The sequence below is a fragment of the Pseudomonas sp. CM25 genome (assembly GCF_013179705.1).
Taxonomy (GTDB): domain Bacteria; phylum Pseudomonadota; class Gammaproteobacteria; order Pseudomonadales; family Pseudomonadaceae; genus Aquipseudomonas.
The window spans coordinates 1-1,056 of sequence record NZ_JABMCW010000675.1 but is presented as its reverse complement, the minus strand read 5'-3'; the positions used below and the strand labels follow the sequence as shown (position 1 = coordinate 1,056).

General features: G+C 68.7%; 2 protein-coding genes. Both read left to right on the top strand.

All coding sequences use genetic code 11. The annotated features are described in order from the left end of the window. Positions 1 to 619: acyl-CoA dehydrogenase family protein (locus tag HP546_RS30595; protein ID WP_256678584.1), on the top strand; the 619-nt coding region annotated here is incomplete at its 5' end. Between the two features lie 3 nt (positions 620 to 622). Next, positions 623 to 1,056, top strand: a 434-nt coding sequence (locus tag HP546_RS30590) for a beta-ketoacyl synthase N-terminal-like domain-containing protein (RefSeq protein ID WP_306126066.1), incomplete at its 3' end; no start/stop codon positions are given.

Sequence of the window (1,056 nt, the reverse complement as noted above, 5' to 3'; positions counted from 1 at the left end):
TGACTTGCACCTGGTGCCGCGAGCGGCGGTGGATGTGCAGGCGCAGCCGAGTATCGATGCCTCCAGGCGCCTGGGTCAGGTCAGCTGGAACCCCACCGCGCAGACCCTGCTGGCCAGCGGTGAGCAAGGCCGCCGCCTGCAAGCGCAAATGCTCGACCGCGGCGCGCTGTCGGTGGCCGGGCAATTGCTCGGCCTGGCCCAGCGCATGCTCGACCTGTCGGTGGACTACGTGGCCCAGCGCAAGCAGTTCGGCAAGCCGATCGGCAGTTTCCAGGCGGTCAAGCATCACCTGGCAGATGTGGCGCGGCAGGTGGAGCAGGCCAAACCCGTGCTGTACCGCGCCGCTCATGGCCTGGCCAATGCCGAGCCGGGTGCTTCGGTGTGGGTTTCGCAAGCCCGGCTGGCCTGCTGCGAGGCCAGCTGGCTGGCCGCGCGCAAGGGCATCCAGGTGCATGGCGCGATGGGGTACACCTGGGAAGTCGACCTGCAGATGTTCATGAAGCGGGCCTGGGCGCTGGATGCGTCGTGGGGCGACCGCGGTTTCCACAAATCCCGTGTCGGTGCCTACCTGTTCGCCGACCACGCCCGGCTTGGGCCCGGGCATACCTTCGAGGAGTGAACCATGCCAGAGGCCTATATCGTCGATGCGCTGCGCAGCCCCACCGGCAAGCGCAAGGGTGCGCTGGCCGAGGTCCATGCCATCGACCTCGGCGCGCATGTGCTCAAAGCACTGGTGGCGCGCAATGCCGTCCCCGCAGAAGACTACGATGACGTGATTTTCGGTTGCGTCGACACCATCGGTGCCCAGGCGGGGGACATCGCCCGCACCAGCTGGCTGGCGGCCGGGCTGCCGCTTGGCGTGCCGGGCACCACCGTGGACCGCCAGTGCGGCTCGTCGCAGCAGGCGCTGCACTTTGCCGCCCAGGCGGTTATGAGCGGCACCCAGGACGTGATCGCAGTGGGGGGGGTGCAGACCATGACGCGCATCCCGATCGCCGCGGCGATGCTGGCGGGGCAGCCATTGGGCTTTGCCGACCCGTTTTCCGGCAGCGAGGG